At 44.6% G+C, this 24311-nt stretch carries 23 protein-coding genes and 1 tRNA gene; 8 read left to right on the forward strand and 16 right to left on the reverse strand.

The window, feature by feature from the left end:
• Window positions 1-62 precede the first annotated feature (62 nt).
• A complete protein-coding gene (locus DACSA_RS00320; RefSeq protein WP_015227863.1) occupies window positions 63-1730 on the reverse strand; it encodes a cadherin domain-containing protein in 1668 nt (555 codons plus the stop codon).
• Between the two features lie 51 nt (window positions 1731-1781).
• Window positions 1782-2096 carry a cadherin repeat domain-containing protein gene (locus tag DACSA_RS00325; RefSeq protein WP_015227864.1) on the reverse strand — a complete coding sequence of 105 codons (315 nt, stop codon included), beginning with the start codon at window positions 2094-2096 and terminating at the stop codon, window positions 1782-1784.
• A gap of 11 nt (window positions 2097-2107) precedes the next feature.
• On the opposite strand from DACSA_RS00325, the gene DACSA_RS00330 reads away from it, so the two are divergent.
• Window positions 2108-3361, forward strand: coding sequence for a bifunctional folylpolyglutamate synthase/dihydrofolate synthase (locus tag DACSA_RS00330; protein ID WP_015227865.1), 1254 nt, complete (start codon window positions 2108-2110; stop codon window positions 3359-3361).
• A gap of 690 nt (window positions 3362-4051) precedes the next feature.
• Here the strand turns inward: DACSA_RS00330 and DACSA_RS00340 are convergent.
• The 3 genes from DACSA_RS00340 to DACSA_RS00345 form a co-directional block, all read right to left on the reverse strand.
• Complete coding sequence (locus DACSA_RS00340) at window positions 4052-7300, reverse strand: phycobilisome rod-core linker polypeptide (protein ID WP_015227866.1); 3249 nt, start codon at window positions 7298-7300, stop codon at window positions 4052-4054.
• Between the two features lie 272 nt (window positions 7301-7572).
• On the reverse strand, window positions 7573-7731 hold the full coding sequence (locus DACSA_RS19475) for a hypothetical protein (protein ID WP_156800588.1): 159 nt from the start codon (window positions 7729-7731) through the stop codon (window positions 7573-7575).
• Between the two features lie 48 nt (window positions 7732-7779).
• A complete protein-coding gene (locus DACSA_RS00345; protein ID WP_015227868.1) occupies window positions 7780-8547 on the reverse strand; it encodes an ABC transporter permease in 768 nt (255 codons plus the stop codon).
• A 9-nt stretch (window positions 8548-8556) separates the two neighbouring features.
• Between DACSA_RS00345 and DACSA_RS00350 the strand changes: the two genes are divergently transcribed.
• Window positions 8557-9702, forward strand: coding sequence for a DegT/DnrJ/EryC1/StrS family aminotransferase (locus DACSA_RS00350; protein WP_015227869.1), 1146 nt, complete (start codon window positions 8557-8559; stop codon window positions 9700-9702).
• A 43-nt stretch (window positions 9703-9745) separates the two neighbouring features.
• On the opposite strand, the gene DACSA_RS00355 is transcribed toward DACSA_RS00350, so the two are convergent.
• The 4 genes from DACSA_RS00355 to DACSA_RS00370 are packed head-to-tail and all read right to left on the reverse strand — an operon-like array spanning window position 9746 to window position 11469.
• Window positions 9746-9958 (reverse strand): DUF2839 domain-containing protein, encoded by a 213-nt coding sequence (locus DACSA_RS00355; RefSeq protein ID WP_015227870.1) that lies wholly within the window; start codon window positions 9956-9958, stop codon window positions 9746-9748.
• Window positions 9959-10013: 55 nt separating this feature from the next.
• On the reverse strand, window positions 10014-10505 hold the full coding sequence (locus DACSA_RS00360; protein ID WP_015227871.1) for a YajQ family cyclic di-GMP-binding protein: 492 nt from the start codon (window positions 10503-10505) through the stop codon (window positions 10014-10016).
• Window positions 10506-10542: 37 nt separating this feature from the next.
• On the reverse strand, window positions 10543-10959 hold the full coding sequence (locus tag DACSA_RS00365) for an MAPEG family protein (protein ID WP_015227872.1): 417 nt from the start codon (window positions 10957-10959) through the stop codon (window positions 10543-10545).
• A gap of 3 nt (window positions 10960-10962) precedes the next feature.
• Window positions 10963-11469: a hypothetical protein gene (locus DACSA_RS00370; RefSeq protein ID WP_015227873.1), complete on the reverse strand. Its 507-nt coding sequence runs from the start codon at window positions 11467-11469 to the stop codon at window positions 10963-10965.
• Between the two features lie 143 nt (window positions 11470-11612).
• Here DACSA_RS00370 and DACSA_RS00375 point away from each other — a divergent pair.
• A tRNA-Val gene (locus tag DACSA_RS00375) sits at window positions 11613-11686 on the forward strand.
• Window positions 11687-11705: 19 nt separating this feature from the next.
• On the opposite strand, the gene DACSA_RS00380 is transcribed toward DACSA_RS00375, so the two are convergent.
• Window positions 11706-12059 (reverse strand): DUF6464 family protein, encoded by a 354-nt coding sequence (locus tag DACSA_RS00380; RefSeq protein WP_015227874.1) that lies wholly within the window; start codon window positions 12057-12059, stop codon window positions 11706-11708.
• A 481-nt stretch (window positions 12060-12540) separates the two neighbouring features.
• Here DACSA_RS00380 and DACSA_RS00385 point away from each other — a divergent pair, with 481 nt between their 5' ends.
• Window positions 12541-12717: a hypothetical protein gene (locus DACSA_RS00385; RefSeq protein ID WP_156800590.1), complete on the forward strand. Its 177-nt coding sequence runs from the start codon at window positions 12541-12543 to the stop codon at window positions 12715-12717.
• 266 nt (window positions 12718-12983) lie between these two features.
• Here the strand turns inward: DACSA_RS00385 and cysS are convergent, their stop codons facing one another.
• The gene (gene cysS / locus DACSA_RS00395; protein WP_015227877.1) at window positions 12984-14438 is read right to left on the reverse strand and encodes a cysteine--tRNA ligase; all 1455 of its coding nucleotides are present in this window, start codon (window positions 14436-14438) and stop codon (window positions 12984-12986) included.
• Between the two features lie 57 nt (window positions 14439-14495).
• On the opposite strand from cysS, the gene DACSA_RS00400 reads away from it, so the two are divergent.
• Window positions 14496-15554: a CobW family GTP-binding protein gene (locus DACSA_RS00400; protein WP_015227878.1), complete on the forward strand. Its 1059-nt coding sequence runs from the start codon at window positions 14496-14498 to the stop codon at window positions 15552-15554.
• Here DACSA_RS00400 and DACSA_RS00405 read toward each other — a convergent pair.
• On the reverse strand, window positions 15537-16439 hold the full coding sequence (locus DACSA_RS00405) for an alpha/beta fold hydrolase (protein ID WP_015227879.1): 903 nt from the start codon (window positions 16437-16439) through the stop codon (window positions 15537-15539). The genes DACSA_RS00400 and DACSA_RS00405 overlap by 18 nt on opposite strands.
• Window positions 16440-16562: 123 nt before the next feature.
• On the opposite strand from DACSA_RS00405, the gene DACSA_RS00410 reads away from it, so the two are divergent.
• From DACSA_RS00410 to DACSA_RS20070, 3 genes are read left to right on the forward strand one after another with little or no spacing between them, the layout of a single operon-like run.
• Window positions 16563-18014 carry a glycoside hydrolase family 13 protein gene (locus DACSA_RS00410; protein ID WP_015227880.1) on the forward strand — a complete coding sequence of 484 codons (1452 nt, stop codon included), beginning with the start codon at window positions 16563-16565 and terminating at the stop codon, window positions 18012-18014.
• A 16-nt stretch (window positions 18015-18030) separates the two neighbouring features.
• Window positions 18031-18186 carry a hypothetical protein gene (locus DACSA_RS20065; protein ID WP_156800591.1) on the forward strand — a complete coding sequence of 52 codons (156 nt, stop codon included), beginning with the start codon at window positions 18031-18033 and terminating at the stop codon, window positions 18184-18186.
• 47 nt (window positions 18187-18233) lie between these two features.
• Window positions 18234-18377, forward strand: coding sequence for a hypothetical protein (locus tag DACSA_RS20070; protein WP_156800592.1), 144 nt, complete (start codon window positions 18234-18236; stop codon window positions 18375-18377).
• 28 nt (window positions 18378-18405) lie between these two features.
• Here the strand turns inward: DACSA_RS20070 and DACSA_RS22930 are convergent, their stop codons facing one another.
• From DACSA_RS22930 to rimI, 4 genes are all read right to left on the reverse strand, one after another.
• Complete coding sequence (locus tag DACSA_RS22930; RefSeq protein WP_071880268.1) at window positions 18406-19812, reverse strand: CHAT domain-containing protein; 1407 nt, start codon at window positions 19810-19812, stop codon at window positions 18406-18408.
• Window positions 19698-20498 (reverse strand): tetratricopeptide repeat protein, encoded by an 801-nt coding sequence (locus tag DACSA_RS18110; protein ID WP_015227882.1) that lies wholly within the window; start codon window positions 20496-20498, stop codon window positions 19698-19700. Before DACSA_RS18110 ends, DACSA_RS22930 begins: the two co-directional genes overlap by 115 nt.
• 500 nt (window positions 20499-20998) lie before the next feature.
• Window positions 20999-23470, reverse strand: coding sequence for an ATP-dependent Clp protease ATP-binding subunit (locus tag DACSA_RS00420; RefSeq protein ID WP_015227883.1), 2472 nt, complete (start codon window positions 23468-23470; stop codon window positions 20999-21001).
• A gap of 174 nt (window positions 23471-23644) precedes the next feature.
• Window positions 23645-24193 (reverse strand): ribosomal protein S18-alanine N-acetyltransferase, encoded by a 549-nt coding sequence (rimI, locus tag DACSA_RS00425; protein ID WP_015227884.1) that lies wholly within the window; start codon window positions 24191-24193, stop codon window positions 23645-23647.
• Window positions 24194-24311 lie beyond the last annotated feature (118 nt).

A 24311-nucleotide genomic window follows, 5' to 3' on the forward strand; every position in this document is an offset into this window, starting at 1 on the left:
ACGCACTCTTATTATTATAAACATAAAGATTAAAGAGTGACAACCATTTAATTCGCTATTTTTTAAGCGAGAGAGGAGACATCAAAAAGGAAATCTTCGGCGCTGATCTCGTTGACTTCCACTCCTGGTAAACGAACTAGGGTTTCTTCTTGTTCTAATCCCGCGAGACGAAGGATGACAAGGGTGGTGGGAATGGCAGTTTCTTCTTGTACGAGACGAATATCGTTGTCAAAACTGAGGAAAGGGCGATCGATGCCGAGGGTATCGTCTGCGGGAGTAAAGTCACGGATCGTATTCGCCGCATCAGGAAGAAGATCGCGTTCGGCGATCATAAAGTCATCGTTTCCAGAGCCACCGAACACCGTGTTATTCCCACTTGCCCCAATTCTAAATAAATCATCTCCTGCTTGTCCGTAGAAACGACTCTCACCATTTCCTGTGATTTCGTCATTACCGGTGCCACCGAAAACGCGATCGCCCTCGGCGGCAATAATTACATCATTCTCACTTCCCGCATAAATGCGATTATTACCACCCCCCGCGCTGGCGTTAATATTGTCTCCACCAGCACCAGTGAAGAGGAGGCGATTACTGCCATCAAAGGGGGTTTGGGAGTCGTTACTATCAAGGGTGTCATCGTCAAGACTACCAAATAACAGAGGACTATCTGGGGAGGTGGTAACATTGACAGTAATCGTTGCGATCGAGGACTGGTCTGGATTAGCGGTTTCTGAGGCTCGAATCGTCAGGGAAAAAGAGTCTCTCTCGTCGAGTTCTTTTGCATCACGAACGGTGATTTCTCCAGTGTTATCCAAGACGAATGCTGGTTCACCATCTTGATCTGCGTCCAAGTTACCGCTAATAATCTCTAAGTTTAAGTCGTCTGTTTCAGGATCACTGGCGTTGACCGTTCCGATGACGGTTTCGTTTGTAGCGCTCGATCGAACGCTGAAAGTTTGATCAGGGACGATCGGAGACTCATTAACATTATTCACGTTAACCGTGACGCTAACCGTATCCGTTAACTCCCCATCATCAACCGTGACATTAAGGGTAAAACTGGGGTTAGTTTCAAAATCAAGGACTGTGTTATCAACAACGGTGATCTCCCCTTGATCATCAATCTCAAAGACACTATTATCATCGAGGCTAAACGTTAACGACTGTCCTTCTGGATCACTTGCTCTGACCGTTCCGACTACCGTTTCTATAGGACTATTTTCCTCGATCGAGAACGTTTCATTGCTTACTGAAGGGGGAGCATTTCCAGAATCCGTCGCATCGATCGCCACGACAGGAGTATCCAATTCAAACCCAGGAGGGGTGCTGATGCGAGAAAAATTAAGAGTCGTCGCATCAGAAAAACTAGAAGTTGCTCTAAAATTAACGGTGTAGAGTAAAACTGGTGTTTCTCCTTCTCCAGGGAAGTTACCACTGACATCAGTCCAATTGGTACTGATCAACTGGTCAGTGCTGGGATCATTATCAGAAGTTGTCTCACCTTCCGATTCCGCACTTTCGGGGACCGTATTCAAGGGAACATCTTCTCGAAAAAAGTTTTCTACACTCAAAAACTCTAAAGCGCTAGAGTCAAAATGAAGACGCATCCCCAAACCTGTTAAGGTTTCCGTGTCAGCATTCGTGGGATCAACTCGGTATTCGATATCTAAGCTGAAGGTACTACCAGGAGAGGGAGAAGGAATTTCGGGAATAGAAATAATTTGGCGCATGATTTTGATTCCAATTGAGAAGAAGATGAGCGTTTGCTAGAGTTCAATGTATCAGAGTACGCTTAAGTTGACGGTAACATCAACTTGATCGGTACGTCCTGGTGCGTCCCCTGCTGCGCGATCGCGCACTACTACTTCAAAGTTAAACGTTGGTGTGGTTTCAAAGTCTAAATCGCTGGTATCCGCAACAGTAATTAGGGGTTGCTGATGATCAATAATATAAGGAGCTTGCTCAAAATTGGGCGTATCTTCAAAGCGACTGAAAATACTAGACTGAGTGTTTCCTGCTCCTGGTGGAAATTGGATCGGAAAATTCTGCCTAAAATCTTCCTTTCCAATCCTTTTGTCACTATTTCGTGATTTCAATCAATTTAATAATGAAAATTACATCTTATTTGCAATCCTTCCAACGATTTGGGGTTAACTTAGGGTTAACTCGAATTAAAAAATTACTCGCCGCACTAGGCAACCCAGAAAAAAAAGTCCCTCTCATCCATGTCGCGGGAACAAATGGTAAGGGATCAGCGTCTGCCTATCTGTCCTCTGTATTAACCACAGCAGGTTATCAGGTGGGGCGTTATACTTCTCCTCATCTCATTGATTGGACAGAGCGCCTCTGTCTCAACGAACAGCCCATTACAGAAACCGATTTTCTCGCAGTTTTAGAAACTGTTAAAAATGCAATTAACCGTAATTTTTCTGAGGAAAAGATACCGACGCTTTTTGAAGTTGTCACCGCAGCCGCTTGGCTATATTTTGCCGAAAAAAAAGTTAATGTTGCCGTGATGGAAGTCGGGTTAGGGGGTCGTTTAGATGCAACAAATGTTAAAGAAGAAATTATTGCCTCAGTAATTACACCAATTAGTTTGGAACATTGGCAAGTTTTGGGAGATACCTTAACAAAAATTGCCACCGAAAAAGCAGGAATTCTAAAGTTAAATTGTCCCGCTTTTATCGCCCCCCAACACCCCGAAGCTGCCGCCGTAATTCAACAAAAGGCGACAATTTTAAACTGTGCGACAACTTGGGTAGAACCAGCAACTCGACTCACAGAAAAAGAAAATTGGGCGGTATCTGACGGTTTATCTTACCCGTTACCACTACTGGGAGACGTGCAATTAACCAATTCGGCGGTAGCAGTGGCGACGCTTCAATCTCTCCAAAAAAACGGTTGGCATCTCCCTGATGCAATCATTCAACAGGGAATGGCAAAAACGCGCTGGTTAGGACGGTTACAGTGGGTGCAATGGCGCGGTTTATCCCTTCTCCTCGATGGCGCTCATAATCCAGCGGCGGCGGCGGCGCTTCGTCAATATGTGGATACGTTACCACAACCTGTAACTTGGATTATGGGGATTTTATCAACTAAGGAACAGGATAAGATATTAAATACTTTGTTGCGTCCAGGGGATACGCTTTACACTGTTCCCGTACCCGATCATCGTACGACTCCACCGCAGGAATTGTGTGAAATGCAGACACAAGTTGAGGCGTGTTTTCCTTGTGAGTCGTTAGAAGCGGCATTGGAAAGAGTCGTGAGTGGTGAGGTGTCTCATCCGACAACGATTTTGTGTGGGTCGTTGTATTTGGTGGGGTATTTCTTGGGGAACAGAAACTTGTCGGTTGGGTGAAGGGAAGCGAAACCCAACGTCTATTCTAATTTGTCGGTTGGGTTGTTTGCCCCCCAACCCCCCAAGTTTGGGGGGCTAAGAAGCGAAACCCAACGTCTATTCTAATTTGTCGGTTGGGTTGTTTGCCCCCCAACCCCCCAAGTTTGGGGGGCTAAGAAGCGAAACCCAACATCAATTATCATTTGTCGGTTGGGTTGTTTGCCCCCCAATCCCCCAAGTTTGGGGGGCTAAGAAGCGAAACCCAACATCAATTATCATTTGTCGGTTGCGTGAAATGTTAATCCCCCCAATCCTCACTTCGCTCCGGCCCTTTGTAAGGGGGGCTAAGAGTAGTTGTAGGTTGGGTGGAGGGAAGCGAAACCCAACGTCTATTCTATTTTGTCGGTTGGGTTGTTTGCCCCCCAACCCCCCAAGTTTGGGGGGCTAAGAAGCGAAACCCAACATCAATTATCATTTGTCGGTTGGGTAATCATCCCCCCAATCCTCACTTCGCTCCGGCCCTTCGTAAGGGGGGCTAAGAGTTGTCGGTTGGGTTGTTTGCCCCCCAGCCCCCCAAGTTTGGGGGGCTAAGAAGCGAAACCCAACATCTATTCTAATTTGTCGGTTGCGTGAAATGTTAATCCCCCCAATCCTCACTTCGTAAGGGGGGCTAAGAAACTCTCACCTTAGTCAGGGGGGATCAAGAGGCGGTTAGTTTCCTTTGGAGTAGGGAACAACCATGTCACCGAAGAAACGATCGTATTCAGCACCATCGACGATGTGATCAACGACGGCGTGAAGCCCTTTCTCGGTTAAGAGTCGGGTCATTTCGTTGATTTCGATCGAGCTGGCGGTGCGCCCTAACAGATGTCGATCGAGCGTTTCCGCAACTTTCGGATTTGGGTAAGGAATCACAAAACGCTGTTGATATAAATCAGATTTAGCAACGGCTTTTACCAACTCGCGCACGGTACAATCACCTGCGAGAAAAGCTGCTTCCCATGACTGTAAACGGAACTCATCGGGAACTTGCGCTTGAGGCACATCTAACAGTTGAGCATACACCGCATCAATCACTTCTTGGGTTTGGCTGCGGTTGGCTTGGGGAGAATGGCGGAAAATCCGAGCGGCGCTTTCTTGTACCGTTTCAGGAGCGTTCATCGATCGAGCTAACTCCAGATACTGAGCGGTTTTTCCCGCGCCATTTGTGCCATTGGCTTGAGCCGCTAACGGTAGCTTACCATTATCCATCTTCGATCGAGTGGTTTCAAAACTGGGAACAACCAACTCGTCATCCTGCTTCGTTAACTTATTGTACAGGCTTTCGGTATTGGGGAAATTCGCAGCTGGGAGCGTGGGATAACGACGATAGGGAACAACATCCTCCCCAAACACTTGGGAATATTCCATACTGTTCACCAACGCCTTTACAAACGCCCGAATCCCTTTACTTGCCAGAAGTTGATTATACTTTTGAATCTCCTTCTGATTCAACGGCGCTCGTCCTAAGAAATGCTTCGTTCCCAACTCAATCACCTTCGTATTAGGATAAGGCGTGTAGAACTCTTTCACATAGAGATCAGAACAACCTAACCCTTCAATAAACTCCTTAACAGTAATCTCACCATTTCCGAGCTTACTTTCTAAGTTGGTAAACTCCGCTTTTACCACATAGGGTTCAATATCCCGTTCAAATACCTGACGATACGCCGCGCCGATTACAGTTTTAACCGCAACCTTATCATACAGATTCGTGAGCTTAAACTGCTTGGTTTGTTCCCGACGCTTATTAACCCCTTGTTTAATGCGATACTGAACATCGGGTTCGCTGCGTTCTTCAGAAACTTGACCCAACTCAGTATAACGAGGAGTAACCTCTTTTTGCACCTCTGTTCCCACATCTTTCCGTAGGTTATTGGTGCGAGTGCGTAACTGTAACCCACCTGGGGTTAAATAACGTTCATAGGGAACTGTATCCTCGCCAAAGGTTTCGCTGTACTCTGTGGTGTCCAGAATGGCATCCACTAACGCATAAAACCCTTTCTTCGCACAAATATCAAAGTATTTGTTGATTTCTTGACGACCATAAGTGGGACGACCTAACAAACGACGATGGATGTATTCAACGGACTTAGTGACATAAAGAGAAGTCCAGTAGAGTTTACGGAATAATTCCGACTTCGCCAACATCCGAATAAACTCACGAACGGTAATCTCGCCATTTTCTAACTTAATTTCCGCCGTTTTCATCCGTTGTCCGTCATAAACATCCCGTCCAAACACTTGGCGATAACAAGCTAGAATCAGCTTTTGAGAACTGCTTTCGGAGTATTTGACACTGTAGCTGTTATTGGTTTTATCCGTTAAACCTGAAAACGCCATCCCGTCAGCGCGGAAGACTTTCGGACCGAGAGAACCCGGGAATAATCCTCGTGCTTTCGGGTTTCCAGTTTGGTTATAGGTAGCCGGACCACGATTAATTAAAATCCGACGGGTATCTTTACCAAACGGCGCTGGGCTTTTACTGGGGTTGCGAGTTTCTTTCGGGAAAATTGCCCCAAATTGAATCTCTAGAGGATCATTGCCGCTTCCGTAGGGATGTTGATCCGCCAGAGGACGATTATATTGAGCGTAAGTGGTGATAAATTGAGGAATTTTGCGGAAAGGGGCGCTGTAATTAAACAGGTCTTGCTGCATTCCCCAGTTACGGCATTCTTGCGCTTCTTCTCCTAAACCGCGAATGTAAGGGACTGTTTCCTCGCCAAAGTAGTCGGAGTATTCTTGACTATCCACTAACGCATCAATTAAAGCAGAAAGTCCGCCATTAGAGACAATGGAGAAATAAGTTTGTACTTCTTCGCGAGAAGACGGACCCCGTCCGAGGAAGTGACGGAACGCCAATTCTAAAGCGCGACTGTTGATATAGGGTTCGTAGAACTGTTTCCGATAAAGGGGAGATTTACCCAAACGGCGGATAAATTCCTTCATGGAAATTTCGCAGTTTTTAACTTTGGATTCTAAATCAGAAATGGAGAGACTGTAAGCGCGAGTGATGTCCCGTTCAAAGACTTGACGATACGCTGCTTTTACCGCCGCTTGTTTTTCCGAGTTAGAGAGTCCAGGCTTCATCGCGTATTTCGGACGATTTTCTGCCGCGTTAAAGTAACTTTGAGGCAGTTCTAACCCTTGTTTGTCGCCACTGGGACGTTGACGGAGTTTGGTGGAAGGGGTAGGGGCTTTAAATTCGTTGATTAAAACTTGGAAGTATTGCTCTACGTTAGCGCGATCGTCTTCATCTTGACGGAAGTAACTCACGGCGGCGGCTTGCATTTCCCCTAAAGCAACAATTGTTGCATCACTGGAACAAGCATTTTCGATGATTTCCCGTAGCCCACGCACGTTAACGGTGATGATATTGGGATCACCTGCAACGATCGCATAGGTCACATAACGCAACATCCAAGATAAGTCCCGCAGCGATTTCTGCATATTTTTGGGACCATAACGGGAAACATTAATGGGACGGAAGCCTGGTGGGACAGGAACACTACTGCTACCAGAGAGGCTAAATAAAGATCGTAGTCCTTCTAAGAGACCGCCACCGCTGCTTTCTTGATAGCTAACTGTTCCCAGTTGCATTTGGCGACCAATATCCTGTTCTTCGCCATTGGCTGCGACCATTGCTGGGGCTTCTTCTCGCGGTTTTTCAAGGTAAGCCATGGGCGAACCCCCCGTAAAAATCCGATTCGCAGCCCGAGAGACGATTAACTCGGAGTTACGAGTAATAATCTGTGCGATTTCGATGCGTTTGGTTCCCAACTGGAAAAATGTATTTAGTTCTTGTAGTTCTCCTTTCTCTAAGAAGCGGTCTTGTTGTTCCGCTTGGGATAATTTAGAGAGAGGTACGGTTTGATAAAGTTGGGGACGTGCGACTGAACTTCCTCCGGAGGCACTAATCATTATTTTTATTGATCTCCTATCACAACGGTTTTACTTAAGTTTGGGAAAATGAGCATCGATCGATCGTTATTTGCGTTGACAAGGGTCTTGTGGGCAAATTTTGAGCTTATAAGAGGTTTTTCCAATAGATTCATTTATTAATCCTTCGTGTCGTTTTTTGTTGCCCTTGCTACGATAACGGTTAACGATGTTTCTCATTTTCCCCCTCAATATCTTAGATGAATGACAAAGGATTGGTTTAAACCTTTGCAAACTAAGACATGGGTTAGCTTTTAGAGTAAAACGTTTTGGGATTTCTTAGGGAATTTATTAAGAAGTGTATCAAAAATCTTTTGATCAGTGACCAGTGACCAGTGACCAGTGACCAGTGACCAGTAATCAGTGACCAGTGAACAAATAACAAATAACAAATAACAAATAACAAATAACAAATAACAAATATTGGTGTTGGGTTTCGTTTCTCTCCACCCAACCTACGGCTACCGAAGTTGTGCTTCTGGCGTGAAAAACTGACGGTAGATGGCGACAGTGATTAAGGAAGTGGTCAAAAGATTCGCGAAGACTAAGCTAAACAAGATCAAAATCTGATAGGAGACAGCGTTTAAAGGATTTACTCCCCCTAACAGTTGACCGGTGAGGATACCAGGTAAGGTGACAATTCCCACTAAAGCCATTTGGTTTAAATTCGGCAAAATCCCAGCACGGATGGCTTGACGGCGATAAGGCTCGATCGCGCTTTTCGGGGTTGCGCCTAAACATAAATGGGTTTCAATTTCTCCCCGATTGTTTTCAATGGCATTAATTAACCGTTCTCCAGCGATCGTCGCGCCATTAACCGCATTACCGATAATGATACCAGCGAGAGGAATCCAATATTGGGGATCATACCAAATACTGGGTTGGACAATGAACATCACGACATAGCCTAAAGTTAGACTGGTGGTTAACAGTAAACTTCCTCCCACCCACCAAAATAACTGTGAGAGTTTTTGAGAAATGCGATTTTTAGTGACTGTGGTGGCAATTCCAACCATGACGCATAAAACCGCTAACACTCCCCACACGGTTTCTAAAGTAAACACCAACTCCAAGATATAACCCACTGCGATCAGTTGTAAAAAAGCTCTAATCGCACTGAAAAATAACTGTCCTTCTAGTCCCAATTGTTGCCAACGCGATACACTAAGAGCAACAACGATCAGAACCATTGTCAGCACTAAATCAATTGTGTCTAACTCAATCAGCATTATCTTCTAATGACTTCTATCCCTCCTATTGATCTCACTCGACAATACCACCTCCTCAGCGAACAAGTTAATCACGCAGTCAATAAGGTTTTAACCTCTGGGCGCTATATCGGCGGTGCGAAGGTGAAAACCTTTGAAGAAAATTTTGCGGCGACGATCGGGCGACAAGAATGCGTTTCCTGTAATTCTGGCACAGATGCCCTTTATCTGGCTCTCCGCGCTCTCGAAATTGGCTCTGGAGACGAGGTAATTACTCCGCCCTTTACTTTTGCCGCCACCGCAGAAGCGATCGCTATTACAGGCGCAAAACCCGTGTTTGTGGATATCAACGCCACGACGTTTAACCTCGATGTTGAAAAAATTGAAGCGGCGATTACTCCTCAAACCAAAGCGATTCTTCCCGTTCATTTATTTGGTCAACCCGTGAAGATGACGGAAGTGATGAGAATTGCTAAAAAACATCATCTTTTTGTGATTGAAGATTGCGCTCAAGCCACTGGGGCGACTTGGCATAACCAACAGGTGGGAAGTTGGGGGGATGTGGGTTGTTTTAGCTTTTTTCCTACTAAAAATTTGGGAGCTTGTGGTGATGGTGGGGCGCTAGTTACGAATAACGCATCGATCGCGCAAGCGGCGAGAATGTTGGCGAATCATGGACAACGAGAGCGTTATCTTCAAGAAGAAATTGGAATGAATAGTCGCTTAGATGCTTTACAAGCAACGATTTTATTAATTAAACTCCCTTATTTAGAGTTTTGGAATAAACAACGTCAAGAAATTGCCACTCGTTACCATCAGCTATTGTCGCAGGTAGAAGGGGTGATTTTACCCTCGGTGCTTTCAGGAGGGAAAGGAGTTTGGAATCAGTACACAATTCGCATTGATGCTAAACACCGAGATCAAGTGCGTTACCAATTACAGGAAAATGGAATTGGGTCAATGGTTTATTATCCTTTACCGTTACATCTTCAACCCGCTTATCAGAGCTTAGGCTATCAAGTGGGAGCATTTCCAGTGGCAGAAACGACAGCGCAAGAGGTGCTTTCTTTACCCCTGTTTCCTGGTTTATCTTACCAAGAACAAGAAACGGTTTCTACTGTCTTGGCGCGTTCTCTTCAAGGTTTGACGATCGATGTAGGAAAGCGTAAGAAGTAAATTGGGGCGAATCGGGTTCGCCCTGATCTGTCTTAAAAGTGGATTAGTTTACTTCCCACCAACCGAACGCCGGCCCAATAATGCGAATGGTGAGCCAATAGAAGACTAACAGAGCAATTCCAATCCATGCGCCGCGAGTCGTCCAACTCACAAATCGTTCCCCGTCTTTTTTGGTAATTCCGAGCCAGGGAACGAGCTTTTTTTCCTCACCGTATTTCTCTCCTAAAGCCTCTCGGCGGCGTTTTGATTCACCCATAATTTCCCTAGATTTAATAACGGTTTTTCCCTATTTTATCGCAGTAATCTCTAACTTAACGATAGTTTGTAATTTGTAAGGGGACGGGATAATTTTCCTGTTTAATCGTCTGTACAACTGCTTGCAGATCATCCTTTGATTTACTAGAAACGCGAACACTATCCCCCTGAATTGAAGGTTGTACTTTTTTAAATTCGTTTTTGATCTTTTTGGTGATTTCTTTCGCTAATTCTTTGTCGATTCCCCGCTTTAAGGTGATTACCTGACGCACACGATTTCCGCTCGCTGATTCCACCGTTCCATATTCAAAGATTTTTTGGGAAAGATTGCGTTTGGCTGCCTTATTTCGCAGAATGTCGTGAATCGTATCTAAAGTAAATTCGCTATCTGTATTAACGGTGATTGTGTCTTCGGTTAGCTCCAAAGTGGTTTGAGAATCTTTGAGATCATAACGAGTTTCGATTTCTCGTCGCGTTTGATCCACTGCATTCACCATTTCTTGATGATCGAAATCGCTAACAATATCAAAAGTGTAATTAGAAGCCATAGCATCCAGTTAATGTGAGTCAACAAACAAGCAGAAATTAAAGTGAGGAGTTAATTTCTAGAATGCTTAAACCATATAAAATCATACTACTCAGCGACCCGATCGCAAACATGAGCGATCGCGCGGGTGCAATATTGGTAATATAAAAAATCGGATAGAAGAAACGAGCAATGACATAAGCAATCGCCACCGACAAGGCCAACTGAGAATCAACCTGTGTCACATAGGCGCTAATCGCCGCTGGTGCGTAAAAAGTAAAGGATTCAAATCCATTTTGATGCGCCCAAGTGGCTCGTTTGGCATAGGCGGGTAATTTCTCCAACATAGCGCGAGGAGATTGATAGTCGTAACCGACTTGTAAACGCCCCCACCCGACGGCGAAAAAGGGCAGATAAATTAATATTGCCCCTCCCGCCAAGGAGTAGAGTAGTACAGCCTGAGTAGAAGTTTCCATGAGTTAATCAAAGTAGAATAAGGTGACTAATTTTCGATCGTCCTCTGCTTCTTCGCAGGTTTTGAGTAGCGTGTGGCTGTCGTGAAACGCAAAACAAATTAATTGCTGACAGCGAGAGATAATTTCTCGGTTACACAACGCACTCGCTTCGCCTAGAGAAAGTTCATTTTGTTCAGGGTTTTCTACTAAATGAATCACCTGTTCTAATTGATCTCTAGATTCTTTCGGTTGTTGGTCGAGGCTTTGAGGCAAAATCACGGTTAATAAATTGGGATCAGCCCGCATTGCCCCCTTAATGACAGCGGAGTTCGTTCCAGTTGCCCCAGAAGTAACCAGACGGTTTCCCCCTAAAACGAGGGCATAGCTCATCATTTCAATGAGTTGCTGATGAGTAATGGGGACGTGACGAGAGCCAAGGATGGCAATTCGTTTAGAACCGGTTTGCTGAATCGCTGCCAGTTCTTGGGTTAAAGTATCAAGTTGGATGGGTTCGGTTGTCGATTGAGTCAAAGACGCTTACACTTGCCTAGATTGACCTTGATCATTGTACCAGACTGCAGCGTCGATGGCGCTAATTTTGTTAAAACTACTTAAATTAATCTGTCCTCTTGGCAGTTCTGGAAAATTCATGTTAAAGTAATAAAGCGTCGTTGGGACGTATAGCTCAGTTGGTTAGAGCGCTACGTTGACATCGTAGAGGTCACTGGTTCGAGTCCAGTTACGTCCATGCCTTGCCCTATTCACGATTATTGCGGTTGATAGTGTTGACATCCTTCGCAAGGCCCTTCTGGGTTGACCGCACAGCGCAAAAGCTCCGATCGAGCGTTATACTCACAAGTAATGTCGCCGATGACCCATTTTCCTTCTAGATAGGTAATTTCGTCGGGACGTTGTGCGGATTGAACATAAACCGACATTTTTTCCAGCCGATATCCTCCCACCTTGTATTGATAATGATGGTGGCGTTCTAAAATGCGGTAAGTTTCACCATTCAGTTCGATATGTTGTCCGGGTTGTGGTTGAGAATCAAGTTGAATTTTCCCCAAAGACTGACGAGGATGATTCAAAATAATTTCAGTGGGAAGTGAATCTAACTCCATCATCACCTACGTTTTTTCTAGACGACATTACCTGATGTTAACGCATTTACAGTGACCAGTTTTCTTTGTCCTTCGTTATCCATAAGAGAGTTTTCGCATTTAATAATAATTTATCCTGTGATTAACTTAAATTTAAGAGGATATTATCGGGGTCGAAATCGAATTGGCAAAGGGTTACAATTTTTACGAGAATGTACCCAGTAGATGCGACTAAAAAATGGCTGAAAGTCGCTCACAGCAGCAGTTTTCTTTTTCCCATTTTCCAAAGTTCCGCTAGATCAAGCTAGGCAATTTTACAGGTAACTCAAACTAAAGGTATCAATATGGTCAACTTCGATAGTAGTTTAAGTGGACAAGTCGTAACTTTTGATATGGAACTTCCCTTAGCGACGAAATCATCAATTTTTCTTCTCCGTCTTTCCAAGTGGCGGGTGATGATACTCCTACCCCTGACATTTCAGCGCGTTCTTCAAATGAGAGTTTGATTAATTTCGATGAGATTACTAGAGATTTACTACCTAATTCAGTACAAGAAGAACTAGACACGATCGCGCAAAACTTAGGAACAGGTGTAGATACCGTTTTACAGAATACTCAGATTGCTGAAATTAGCGCTAGTCCTTCAGGAGAAAAAGTCTTGAATGATTTACTAGACTAATATCAGGTTCGCTCGATCGATGATCAAGAGTAGGTTGGGTAGAGACGTTCCATGGAACGTCTCCACGCGAAACCCAACACCCATTATAAGCAATTACCCGAACTTGATATAAAGACTATAAACGAGGATATCATTATCAATAGCACAATTGCTTATACCATTTCTAATTATTCAGGTTACAGTTTATCCCCCCAACCCCCCTATGGGGGCTTAGGTGATCACTGTAAAAAGTCCCCCAGAATTGGGGGATTTAGGGGACAAAAAGATCATTCTCGATACCAACGAGTTTCTCCCCCAGGTTGATCAATTAAAGTAATATTATCAGTTTCTAACTCATCCCGAATTCGATCGGCTTCGGCGAAGTTTTTCGCTTTACGGGCTGCCGCACGCTGTTCAATTAAAGATTCAACCGCCTCATCACTCAAACCCGATTCAGAAGTCGTTTCCGTGACGGCGGCGGCTTCAGTTTTCAAACCAAACACCGTCGCTAATTCCGTCAAAGTCTGCCATTTTACAGCTAATTCTTGAGAGGAAATCTCCGTTTTCCCTTGATGGACAAATAAATTCCCCTCTTTCCGTAACTCCTTCGCTAATTCAAATATAATCGCTAAACCACCCGCAAAATTAAAGTCATCATCGACAACATCAGCAAACCGTTGTTTAATCTCTTCATCACTTTGATTGGGAAGCGTATCTTCCCATCCCAATTTTGTCCCATAGTTATCCTTAAACAACAACCCTTCCCGTAAGGTATTCCAACCATTTTTCGCCGCCTCTAACCCTTCATCGGTAAAATCTAAAGGCTTGCGATAATGTGCTTGAAGAATAAATAATCGCACCACCATCGGATCAATTTTGTCCAATAAATCACGAAGGGTGACAAAATTTCCCAAAGACTTGGACATCTTTTCTCCAGCAATTTTAACCATGCCATTATGTAACCAATAACGGGCTAACGGTTTTCCCGTTGCTGCTTCTGATTGGGCGATCTCATTTTCGTGGTGAGGGAACATCAAGTCACCGCCACCGACATGAATATCAATGGTTTCTCCCAATTCTTCTTTCACCATTGCCGAACATTCGATATGCCAACCAGGGCGACCATTTCCCCAAGGTGAAGGATAGGAAGGTTCATTGGGTTTAGCGGCTTTCCAGAGGGCAAAATCAAAGGAATCACGCTTTTTCGGGGCATCTGGATCAGTTTCTTCCAGCCGACCACTCGCCCCTGCTTGTAAGTCTTCTAGTTTCCGTTTCGAGAGTTTCCCATATTCGGGGAATTTTCGCACGGAATAATAAACATCTCCCTCGGAAGGATAAGCATAGCCTTTGCTTTCTAATTCTGAAACCAGTTTTTTAATCCCATCAAGGGTATGAGTGGCGCGAGGATAGTGATCTGCTTTTTCAATCCCTAAACGTTCCATATCTTCAAAATAAGCGTTGATGAAACGTTCGGAAATGGTTTCCATCGTCACCCCTTCAGTTTGGGCGCGTTTGAGGATTTTATCATCAATATCGGTAAAATTCTGGACATACCGCACTTCATAGCCTCGCCAGCGTAAGTAGCGACGAACCACATCCCAAATTAAACAAGTGCGTCCGTGACCTAGATGGCAATAATCATACACGGTGATGCCACAGCAGTACATCCGAATTTTGTTCGCTTCGATGGGAATAAATGGTTCTTCACGACTGGTTAAGCTGTTGAATACGGTTAAGGTCATAGCACAGTTGATTAATATGGGAGAGACGACGTTATAAGTTATTGTCTCAAGTTTATTATGGAAACAGTAAACTCGCAGGTGAACGCTACAGGAAAGATGGAAGCGCCGAAGTTGGGCTTACCTGTCACTATCATCACAGGTTTTTTAGGCAGTGGCAAGACGACTCTCCTCAATCAGATTTTAAGTAATAATCAGGGCTTAAAAACAGCGGTTTTGGTCAATGAGTTTGGGGAGATTGGCATTGATAATGAATTGATTGTTCAATCCGATGACAGTATGGTGGAGTTGAATAATGGTTGTATTTGCTGCACGATTAATACTGATTTGGTGGAGGCGGTTTATAAGGTTTTAGAACGAGAGGAAAAAATTGATTATTTAGTGGTAGAAACGACGGGTTTGGCTGATCCGTTACCAGTGGCTTTAACCTTCCTCAGTTCGGAATTACGAGACATGACTCGTATGGATTCGATTGTTACGGTGGTGGATTGTGCGAATTTTAGTCTGGATTTGTTTAATAGTGAGGCGGCTTATAGTCAGATTTCTTATGGGGATATTATTCTGATGAATAAGACGGATTTAGTGCCAGAATCTCAGGTGGAGGCGCTAGAAAATCGCATCCGTAGTATGAAAGAAGGGGCGAGATTAGTTCGTACTCAAAATGCTAATGTTCCGCTTCCTTTGATTCTCAGTGTTGGTTTGTTTGAGTCGGATCAGTATTTTAATCCTGATGATGATCACGACCATGATCATCACCATGATCATCACCATGATCATCACCATCACGACCATGATCACGACCATGATCATCATTCCCATCATTTAGATAATGATGGTTTTGTTTCTTTATCATTCCAAAGTGACAAGCCGTTTTCGATTCGGAAGTTTCAATCTTTTCTCGATAATGAGTTACCTGAAAGTGTTTTTCGCGCGAAAGGGATTCTCTGGTTTGAAGAAAGTCCCGATCGACATATTTTTCATCTTAGTGGAAAGCGGTTCTCGATCGAGGATGATGATTGGAAAGGCGAACCCAGTAACCAATTAGTTTTAATTGGTCAAAATCTCGATTTAGCCACGTTACAAAAACAACTAGAAGACTGTCTAGCAACCGCTGCTTAAGGTTTTCTCCTCAATCCATTGCTGAACAATGGGGTTAACTTCCTCTGGGGCTTCATCTTGGGGACAATGTCCTAATCCAGGTAGAGGGATAAATTGTTCTACGGTGGGATAATTGGCGAATTGTTTTCCCTGTTCGATCGGTTCCCAGGGGTCATCAGTTCCCCATAAAATTAGCGCGGGACAGGTTAATTGCGGTAATAAATCCTCTGGTAGTGGCCCTTGAGAATAGCTGGTGAAGGCGACAAAAACATCCGCTGCGCCTTCATCCCTCGCTGGGGTGAGTAATATCTCGATCAGTTCATCGGTGACGGCTTCTTGGCGTTTGTAGGCTTGTAATAAAACATTGCGGACGGTTTTCGGTTTCGCCAGTTGATTGAAGAAGAAACGACCAAGGGGGGGATAACTGAGGAGTTTTTGCGCGATCGGTGCGCCGAGGCGACGATACCAAGGTAAGGTTTGGCGTTTCCGTTCGTGTAGCAGTCGTAGGGAAATGTTAATATTAATTACGCCTCGGCAAATGCGCGATCGAGCCACCGCCGCTTGCATTACCGCCACGCACCCGATCGAGTTTCCCACAAGGAAAACTGGTGTTCCCACCACTTCCTCACAGAAATCAGCAATTTGTTCTCCCCAGGTTTCAAAGGTATAATTAATTTCCGTCTGGGGTTTCGGTTTCGCCGAGCCGCCAAATCCAATTAAATCAAGGGCGTAACAGCGATGAGACTCTCCCCAAACCGCTAAATTTTTTCGCCAATGTCCACTAGACGCGCCAAAGCCATGAACACAGACGATCGCGCTTCCGTGTTCCCCACAAGTCGCATAAGCAATCTGATGACCGCGCCAAGTCCAAGTTTTCTTTTCGATCGTTGATTGAGAGATAGTCATTAATTTTGTCAAGAGTATCTAAATATTTTTTAACAAAAAATCGCAAAATTGGCAATGATTCAGGTACAATGACGGTTTATTAACGATTAATGATTTCTTTTTACCAATAAAATCCTCCGAAAAATGTCAATACAAACTCCCAATTGGGTGAAAAACGCTGTCTTTTACGAAATTTTTCCCGATCGATTTGCCAAAGCAAAACCGCCTAAAAATGCCTCTCAAAACTTCCAACAAGTTGAGTTTGAACCTTGGCATGATCCCCCAACCATACAGGGATACAAAGGAGGAAACCTTTGGGGAGTCATGGAAAAACTTGACTATTTGCAAGACTTAGGAATTACAGCGCTATATTTCACCCCCATTTTCCAATCAGCTTGTAACCATCGCTATCACACCCATGATTATTATCGGGTTGATCCCATTTTAGGAGGAAATGAAGCGTTACAAGAACTATTAAAACAAGCCCATCAGCGTAATATGAAAGTGGTTTTAGACGGCGTTTTTAATCATGCTAGTCGTGGCTTTTTCTACTTTAACGACATTTTAGAAAATGGTCCTTATTCGCCTTGGGTGAATTGGTTTCACATTCAAGATTGGCCCGTTTCCGCTTATAATGGTGACTTACCTGCTAATTATGCGGGTTGGGTGGGAAACCGCGCTCTTCCTGAATTTAATCACGAAAATCCCGACGTGCGAGAGTATATTATGCAGGTGGGGGAGTATTGGATAAAACAGGGCATTGATGGCTGGCGCTTAGATGTACCTTATCAAATTGAAATTCCTGGGTTTTGGGAAGAGTTTCGAGAAAGAGTCAAGAAAATTAATTCTGAAGCCTATATTGTCGGAGAAGTCTGGAGTGACGCACGCTATTGGCTAGATGGAAATCAGTTTGATGGGGTGATGAATTATGTGTTTACAGGTCCGACGATCGCATTTACCGCAGGCGATCGCGTCGATCGCGCCCTAGTGGAACAGCCCGATTATACCCCGTATCCCGCACAAAATGCCAGTGAGTACGCCCAACACATAGAAACCTTGCTAGGAATGTATGATTGGGAGATTCAACTTACACAATTGAACCTTCTCGCCAGCCATGATACAGCAAGATTATTCAGCATTGCCCAGGGCGATCGCGCCAGTGTTAAACTAGCAACCATGCTCTTGTTAACCTTTCCAGGTGCCCCTTGCATTTATTATGGGGACGAAGTGGGATTACCTGGCGCACTCGATCCTGATTCTCGTCGATGTTTCCCCTCAGAAGAAGCATGGGATCAAGATTTATTACAATGGCACAAAACCCTAATTCAGTTACGCCATCGTTACCCCGCATTGCGAACTGGAGAGTATAAAATCCTTTATGCTAAAAATTTAGTTTATGTATTTGCGCGAAGTTTAGCCGCCTCAGAATTAATCATTGGGATTAACGCCGCAACAGAAGCAACAGAAGTTCAGGTTTCCACAGATCAACTACACAGTCAACCCCAAAACAAACTCTGTGGGGAAGGAAATTGGCGTTGGGAGAAAGACACACTCGTTTTAAGTTTACCCCCACGACAAGGCTGTTTAATCGGCTGACATCCAACAATGTAGGTTGGGTGGAGGAAACGAAACCCAACATCAATATTCGTTATTCGTTATTCGTTATTCGTTATTCGTTATTCGTTATTTGTTCACTGTTTACTGGTCACTGTTTACTGGTCACTGGTCACTGTTTACTGGTCACTGGTCACTGATCACTGATCACTGATTACTGCTTACTGATCACTGATCACTGGTCACTGGTCACTGCAATGGGTGGAGGAAACGAAACCCAACATCAATATTCGTTATTCGTTATTCGTTATTCGTTATTCGTTATTGGTTGTTGATCACTGTTTACTGGTCACTGGTCACTGGTCACTGTTTACTGGTCACTGGTCACTGGTCACTGATCACTGATCACTGATTACTGCTTACTGATCACTGATCACTGGTCACTGGTCACTGCGCCATGAGTTGCAATATGGAGGATGCGGGAGTTTTCAGAGGATTTGAGAGCGTTTTCTGTAGCTGCTTCTTCCGTTAAGACTTGCATTTGAGGAAATAATTGCGCGATCGCGCTTCCTTCTGTTGCGGTGCCTGGTAACGCACCAAATTCTAAAGTGTCTAAATCGCCAGAGCGTTGATTACTCCCGCGAGTCTGACTGCTTGTAAGTTGAATCGTGGACTGACCTGGACTGCTGTAAGTGGGGTTAGCAAAAAGGAGAGAGCGTTCGGTTTTGCCGTCTGGGAGTTGGAAGCGCAATAAATCTCGACCTGAAGTGAGATAAGTAATGCGATGGGTTTCTAACAGATAGCGGTTTTGGGAATCGATCAGCCCAGCAAAAGGAATTAAGTTGAGGCTGCTGTCAGGAGCAATGAGAAGATGTTCACTCTCTTCTATCATCTCACTGATCGGGGCAAGAATTTGCTGATAGAGTTCTTGGGCTGCTGGGGTATAAGATTGGGCTAAGTTTTCCGCTAAAACCTGCGGGAGGGCAAATCGTGGGGTAGAAGCAATGGTTTCTTCCACTTCCTTAAATACATTTCTCGCGCGATCGATTTTTTGATCAATCACTTCTGCTTCTCCTAAGTCCGCCCATTGTACTTCCCCTGATGAACGCAGCAGATAAACGGCATAGCGAGGGCTTCCCGACTCATTGGTTTTCGGGTTGACAGGTTGATATTGAATAAACTCTAATAAGATAGCATTATCAGGAATGACCTTTTGAACGTCTGCGATATTAACAGGCTTCACCTGCTGACGAAATTCCGCACTGCGGTTCATCAATTCCGCTTCTAGATTGGTGGCTTTCGTTTCTAAATCTTGAATAACTTGGCGGTTAGATTGTGGAGAGGGGTTGTAAACCAGTTGAGAGAGTTGGTTTTGGACTTGGGACAATTCTTGAAAGAGTGCTTTGGTTTGAGAATCGCTATTGGCTTGCAGTTGACGCAGAGAGTTGCCTAAAACATCAAGCACCCGACCCTTTCGTCGCAGAATCGTGGTTAAAGCAAGGTTTGCAGCGTCTTGGTTATTGGGGATATTTTGTAAGTGGAGGGAAATGGGATAGTTGGTTGACCCACTGAAAGTCTCTAAATAAGCCCGCTTCTGTTGTTCAGAACCCGTCACAAGGTTGCGGGAAAGAACCGCTTCTTCCACATCTGTTCCCCGTTTGAGAAAAGCAACTGCTTCACTGTAGTTTCCTTGACTTGAGTACAGCCCTGCCAAGTTATTGAGACTTAAAGCAACACGGGGATGGTCATCGGGGAAGAGGCGTTTATACATCGCCAAGGCTTGTTGCAACAAAGGTATCGCCTCACTGTATCTGCCCTGACTACGGTACAGCGCTGCCAAATTATTGAGACTGGTAGCAACACGGGATGGTCATCGGGGAAGAGGCGTTGTCTCATCGCCAAGGCTTGTTGGTACAAGGGTTCCGCTTCACTGTATCTGCCCTGACTTTCGTACAGCAATGCCAAATTATTGAGACTGGTGGCAACATTGGGATGGTCATCGGGAAAAAGGCGTTTATGCATCGCCAAGGCTTGTTTAAACAAGGGTTCAGCTTCACTGTATCTGCCCTGTCTATAGTACAGCCCTGCCAAATTATTGAGACTGGAGGCAACATTGGGATGGTCATCTCCCAAAGCACGTTTTTGTATTGCCAAGGCTTGTTGGTACAAAGGTTCGACTTCACTGTATCTTCCCTGATTTTCGTACAGCACTGCCAAATTATTGAGAGTTTGAGCGACAGCAAGATGGTCTTCTCCTACAGCCTCTTTATACAAAGTCAAGGCTTGTTCTGCCAATGGTATCGCTTCAGCATACTTTCCTTCCTGATACAGTTGAACCACCTGCTGAAACAAGCGATTAGCTTCATTTATACGGGTAGCTTCTCTAATAAACTGTTCTTGGTCAAACTCTTTGACATCTATCTGAGCAAGCTCTAACTGTTGAGGATAAGCCACATCTCCACCTATAACAGTGAACCCCAATGCTCCCAGTAGGGCGATCATCGCTTTTTGTCTCTTTGCTTTCATCCTTCCCCCTCTTCAACTGCCTCTAACTCTGGTTAAATAAGATGCTATTTCCCTTAAAATTATTTCTTAGCTTATCTCTCCTTCTCAGTCGCGATGTGACTTTATTCACGATTTGTTAAAAAATGAGATGTTTGTCAACTTTTCCAGCCCAAAAAATCGCGCTCTAATCTAAATCACTTAACAATATAAACGATTCTTCTAGAGATGGTAAGTGGGCAATGCCCACCCTACCGTCTCTAGCGATATATATGTCTTCCTTTCAATTTCTGATCATAAAGAAAAGCGGTAGAAGCAAACGTTCTACCGCTCATTTTGTTATGTCATTAAGGGTAATATCAGGGTCACAGAATTACCTATAATTGGTGTTGGGTTACGCTTTGCTCCACCCAACCTACTGATATCTTTGCTCCACCCAACCTACTTTTAATTGGTGTGGGGTTGCGCTTTGCTCCACCCAACCTACTGATATCTTTGCTCCGCCCAACCTACTGATATCTGAATTACTCTGATCCTTGAGGGAGCAATTCTTTCTTCTTCTCTTGAGGAAAGACTTTAACTTCCCCTTCTACCACATCGACGGTTGCTGTGTCTCCTTCGCTTAAACGACCAGAGAGAATTTCCTCGGCGAGGATATCTTCTAACAAGCGCATAATGGCACGACGGAGAGGACGAGCGCCATAGCTGGGGTTGTATCCTTCTTCTACTAACCGCTCTCGGAACGCCTCGGTCACTTCTAAATTGATTTCTTGTTCGGTGAGACGAGAAAAGACTTCTCGTAACATGATTTCCGCAATTTCTTTGACTTCCTCACGGTTGAGTTGACGGAAGACGATGATTTCGTCAAGACGGTTGAGGAATTCAGGTCGGAAGTATTGTTTCAATTCTTCGTTAACGAGGGAACGAATGCGGTTATATTGAGATTCGGCTTGGTCTTGATCTAATTCAAAGCCTAAACCGCCACCACCTTTTTCAATGACTTTAGACCCAATGTTGGAGGTCATAATTAACAGAGTATTTTTGAAATCCACTGTCCGACCTTTCGCATCGGTTAAGCGACCGTCTTCTAAAATTTGCAGAAGCATATTGAAGACATCGGGGTGCGCTTTTTCGATTTCGTCAAAGAGGACGACGGTATAAGGACGACGGCGCACGGCTTCGGTGAGTTGTCCCCCTTCGTTATAACCGACATATCCTGGCGGTGAACCAATCAGTTTGGAAACGGTATGACGTTCCATGAACTCGGACATATCAAGGCGGATCATGGCTTCTTCTGAACCGAAGAAGTAACTGGCTAAGGATTTAGTTAGCTCAGTTTTACCAACGCCAGTGGGACCAGAGAAGATGAAGCTGGCGATCGGGCGGTTGGGATTTTTCAAGCCAACACGGGCGCGACGAATGGCACGAGAAACGGATTTGACCGCCTCTTCCTGACCAATGAGTCGTTCGTGTAGGGTTTCTTCCAGATGTAAGAGTTTTTGGGATTCGGTTTCCGTGATTTTACTGACGGGAACCCCAGTCCAAGAGGAGACGATGTGGGCGATTTCTTCCACACCAACGATGGGTCCGGGTTGATCTTCTTTATTGCTTTCTGCGGTTTTTGCCGAGGCGAGGGCGCGAATTTCCCCTTTGATTTCCATTTCTCGATCGCGCAATTCTCCCGCTCGATCGAAGTCTTGAGACCGTACTGCGTCATCTTTTTGTTTCAACACCTGACGCAATTCTTGGTCTAATTCTTTCGCTGCTGGGGGGAGTTGTGAATTTAATAAACGCACCCGTGAACCCGCTTCATCAATGAGGTCGATCGCCTTATCTGGTAACTGACGATCGCTGATGTAACGATCGGAAAGTTTTGCCGCCGCATCGAGCGCCTCATCGGTAATTCTCAGTTTATGATGCTGTTCATACCGATCGCGCAATCCGTAAAGAATTTCCACTGTTTCTTCGACAGAGGGTTCTCCCACCATCACGGGTTGAAAACGACGTTCTAACGCCGCATCCCGTTCGATGTGCTTGCGGTACTCATCGAGGGTTGTTGCACCGATACACTGTAACTCACCGCGAGCCAATGCGGGTTTAAGAATATTCGCCGCATCGATCGCCCCTTCGGCTGCACCAGCACCAATTAAAGTGTGAACCTCATCAATTACGAGAATGACATTTCCCGCTTGACGAATCTCATCCATAATTTTCTTGAGGCGTTCTTCAAATTCCCCACGATATTTCGTTCCAGCGACCAGTAAACCAATATCGAGCGTTACCACCCGTTTATTTTCCAAAATATCGGGGACATCCTCATTACCGATGCGTTGCGCTAATCCTTCCGCGATCGCCGTTTTACCGACACCTGGTTCACCAATTAAAACGGGATTATTTTTTGTCCGCCGACCCAAAATCTGGATCACCCGTTCAATTTCATTCTGACGACCGACAACGGGATCAAGTTTGCTATCGGCAGCGAGTTGGGTCAAATTAGAACCAAACTCATCGAGGGTTGGGGTTTTCGTCCGACCTTGACCCCCACCACTAGAAACTTCTGCGGTTTCTCCTAACATCCGAATCACTTGGGTGCGAACTTTCGAGAGGTCAACCCCTAAATTTTCTAACACCCTTGCTGCCACGCCTTCTCCTTCTCGAATCAAACCTAGAAGCAGGTGTTCAGTTCCAATATAATTGTGTCCTAGTTGTCGCGCTTCTTCTAAAGAAAGCTCCAATACTCGTTTCGCTCTCGGAGTAAATGGAATTTCCACCGCAACAAAACCAGAACCGCGTCCGATAATTTTTTCCACTTCAATGCGAGCATCTTTAAGATTGACTCCCATTGACTTAAGAACTTTCGCTGCCACTCCTGTTCCTTCTCCGATTAAGCCAAGAAGGATTTGTTCTGTGCCAACGAAATTATGACCGAGGCGACGTGCTTCCTCTTGAGCAAGCATAATCACCTTAATTGCTTTTTCTGTGAAGCGTTCAAACATAGCCTTTAGTTACCACCTGCTGCTTACCCTTATTACGCTGATTCTAACATAGGCGATCCCATGCTTTGTTCGCTACGGAGTCTGTCTCTGAGGGGATATGTAGCGGCAATTTCCCTACTTTTAGGGTAAATAACGGTTTTACAGCAGGTTTTACAATTTTTTTAGACTAAATCCCTAATTACTTTGCAATATCTGCCATCCTTTCGTCAAGAGGGTAGCCGATCTTTTCTGCTGTAACTTCTGTAACTTTTCCCTTAAATTTTCATCATCGAGTTTTGAGTGCCACAGAATCAGCGCATCTTCTGGGGGAATGGGATAATAGTCTTTTCTGCGTCCGGCGACGGCGAATCCCAGTTTTTCGTAAAGGGCGATCGCGCTGGTGTTGGAGACTCTCACTTCTAAAGTTGCTCTTTCTAATGACCACTCTCTCGCTTTTTCTAACAATTGACAGAGTAATAATTCTCCTAATCCTTGTCGGCGATAGTGGGGATCAATTCCTAAAAGAGTAAGATGTGCTTCTTCTACGATCGCCCAGAAACAACCAATTCCAATGAGTTTTTCTCTTGCTGCATCTTTCTTGACGATTGCTAATAAGAGACTGTTGGGGCTATCAATTTCTCGTTCATAAGCGCCTTTTGTCCAAAGTCCGCCAAAACAGATTCGATCGAGCGCTACAGTTTCTTCTAGATAGTCTTTTGTTAACGGTTTAATTTCTAGCTGCATTTTTTAACGTAGGTTGGGTGAAGTTATTCGTTATTCGTTATTCGTTATTTGTTCACTGGGAGACGTTCCATGGAACGTCTCTACATTGATCACTGATCACTGAATCTGAGATGTTCAC

This window comes from Dactylococcopsis salina PCC 8305, from assembly GCF_000317615.1.
Lineage (GTDB): Bacteria > Cyanobacteriota > Cyanobacteriia > Cyanobacteriales > Rubidibacteraceae > Halothece > Halothece salina.

Coding starts and splice junctions, on each gene's coding strand:
- DACSA_RS00400 (WP_015227878.1), top strand. CDS start 14,496: ATGGAAACAGTAAACTCGCAGGTGAACGCTACAGGAAAGATGGAAGCG.
- DACSA_RS00420 (WP_015227883.1), bottom strand. CDS start 23,470: ATGTTTGAACGCTTCACAGAAAAAGCAATTAAGGTGATTATGCTTGCT.
- DACSA_RS00380 (WP_015227874.1), bottom strand. CDS start 12,059: ATGGAGTTAGATTCACTTCCCACTGAAATTATTTTGAATCATCCTCGT.
- cysS (WP_015227877.1), bottom strand. CDS start 14,438: ATGACCTTAACCGTATTCAACAGCTTAACCAGTCGTGAAGAACCATTT.
- rimI (WP_015227884.1), bottom strand. CDS start 24,193: ATGCAGCTAGAAATTAAACCGTTAACAAAAGACTATCTAGAAGAAACT.
- DACSA_RS00360 (WP_015227871.1), bottom strand. CDS start 10,505: ATGGCTTCTAATTACACTTTTGATATTGTTAGCGATTTCGATCATCAA.
- DACSA_RS00320 (WP_015227863.1), bottom strand. CDS start 1,730: ATGCGCCAAATTATTTCTATTCCCGAAATTCCTTCTCCCTCTCCTGGT.
- DACSA_RS00410 (WP_015227880.1), top strand. CDS start 16,563: ATGTCAATACAAACTCCCAATTGGGTGAAAAACGCTGTCTTTTACGAA.
- DACSA_RS00405 (WP_015227879.1), bottom strand. CDS start 16,439: ATGACTATCTCTCAATCAACGATCGAAAAGAAAACTTGGACTTGGCGC.
- DACSA_RS00365 (WP_015227872.1), bottom strand. CDS start 10,959: ATGGAAACTTCTACTCAGGCTGTACTACTCTACTCCTTGGCGGGAGGG.
- DACSA_RS00345 (WP_015227868.1), bottom strand. CDS start 8,547: ATGCTGATTGAGTTAGACACAATTGATTTAGTGCTGACAATGGTTCTG.
- DACSA_RS00350 (WP_015227869.1), top strand. CDS start 8,557: ATGACTTCTATCCCTCCTATTGATCTCACTCGACAATACCACCTCCTC.
- DACSA_RS18110 (WP_015227882.1), bottom strand. CDS start 20,498: ATGAAAGCAAAGAGACAAAAAGCGATGATCGCCCTACTGGGAGCATTG.
- DACSA_RS00340 (WP_015227866.1), bottom strand. CDS start 7,300: ATGATTAGTGCCTCCGGAGGAAGTTCAGTCGCACGTCCCCAACTTTAT.
- DACSA_RS00355 (WP_015227870.1), bottom strand. CDS start 9,958: ATGGGTGAATCAAAACGCCGCCGAGAGGCTTTAGGAGAGAAATACGGT.
- DACSA_RS00330 (WP_015227865.1), top strand. CDS start 2,108: ATGAAAATTACATCTTATTTGCAATCCTTCCAACGATTTGGGGTTAAC.